General features: G+C 69.1%; 1 protein-coding gene. It reads right to left on the minus strand.

Annotated elements, in window-relative coordinates:
• Window positions 1-35: 35 nt before the first annotated feature.
• Window positions 36-1,280 (minus strand): IS110 family transposase, encoded by a 1,245-nt coding sequence (locus tag ACFWVC_RS38600; RefSeq protein ID WP_384299577.1) that lies wholly within the window; start codon window positions 1,278-1,280, stop codon window positions 36-38.
• Window positions 1,281-1,708 lie beyond the last annotated feature (428 nt).

Genomic DNA, 1,708 nt, shown 5'->3' on the forward strand with positions numbered 1-1,708 from the left:
CGGGACGAAGGCAGACATCCGATGCGGTTGATCTGTCAAGCCGCGGTGGGGGCCGATTGCTCGGCGTGGGTGGGGAAGGCGATTTCTTCGTTGTAGGGGATCCGCGTGGTCAGGCAGTGGTGGAGGCAGCCGAGCATGCGGTTGAAGAGGTTGCGTTGGGCGGCGGTGTGGCGTTCTTCGGTGGCTCGGCGGCGGTCGTAGTGGGCTCGGGCGCCGGGTGATGCGGTGAGGGCGGCGAAGGCCCACAGGTAGCCGACGGCGGCCAGGCGCTGGTTCTTGATGTGTCTGGCCAGCACCACTGTTTTCTTTCCGGAGGCGCGGGTGATGGGTGCGGCTCCGGCGTAGGCCTTGAGTGCCCGGGCGTCGGCGAAGCGGGTGTGGTCGTCGCCGAGTTCTGCCAGGACGCGGGCGCCGGTGAGGGCTCCGAGGCCGGGGAAGCTGGTGATGATCTCGGCGTCCGGGTGCGTGGCGAACGCGGCGACGGTGGCGGCTTCGAGTTCGTCGGCGCTGGTGCAGGCCGCGTTGAACTGTCGTAGCAGGGCTTGGGTTTTGGCGCCCATGGCCTGTTCGACCAGGTGCGGTTGCTGCATCTGCGGTTCGCGCAGCAGCTGGTGGAGGCGTTCGACTTCGGGGGTGATCTCGCGTTGACGGCCGGCCTTGATGAGCAGGGCGCGGAGCTGGCTGCGGGACAGGCGGGCGGCCTCGGTGGGGGTGGGGGCGGCGGCCAGCAGGGTGCGGGTGATCGGTGAGGTGATGCCCTCGCGGAAGTGAACGAACACCGTGAGGAAGCCCGGGAAGTATTCCCGCAGGTGGGAGCGGAGTTTGTTGCCTGCTTGGGTGCGGTCCCAGACGGCGTCTTGCTGGGCGCGGGCCAGGACGGCGATGGCCTGGGCGAGCTCGCTGTCTGCGGGCAGGGGCCGGTGCTCGGCGATGTCGGTGCGCAGGATGTTGGCCAGGACCTTGGCGTCCAGGTGATCGGACTTCTTGCGGGCCAGGGCGTAGCGGTCTCGATAGCGGGCGGCGGTGAGCGGGTTGATGGCGTAGACGGGTCGGCCGGTGGCGCGCAGGCAGGACACCAGCAGGCCGTGGGAGGTCTCGATGGCCACCGGGATCGGGAACTCGGGGGTGTCGCCGTGCTCTGCCAGCAGATCCAGCAAGTGGGTCAGGCCGGCGGCGCTGTCGTCGATGCGGAGCTTGGCTAACAGGGTTCCGTCCTGGTCGATCAGGGCCACGTCGTGGTGGTCGCTGGCCCAGTCGATCCCGCAGAACACGCCGGGCATGGGTTTCCCTCCTCCGTGTTGGCGGCATATGGGTGCTGGTCACAGCCGTGCAGGGGTGCGCGGCTCCCTAATGGAAGGGCTCATGCGGCCCGTCATCCGATCAGCCGTTCGCGATCCCCGGCGACCGGCAGGGCCCTCTGTCTGCGGGGGAACTCTGTGGTTCCCGAAGCGGTGAGAGGTGATCCCTGCCGGCGGCCTGGTCCACGACGTTAACGACTTCGACGCCCCTGGTGGCGTGGCCCGGCGGGGCCGGGCGAGCGGGACGAAGGCTGGAGCGTGGCCCGAGCCCTGCCGGGCCACGCGTCCCCGACGGATGTTGAGGACGGCCGGCACACGGGACCGGCTCTGCCTTGAGAGGTCAGTGCCTCAGGAGCGAATACGGCTCACCACGTGTCGGCCATCCCCAACGCTTACGTCCCCATTAGGAG

The organism is Streptomyces sp. NPDC058691 (assembly GCF_042714775.1).
GTDB lineage: Bacteria > Actinomycetota > Actinomycetes > Streptomycetales > Streptomycetaceae > Actinacidiphila.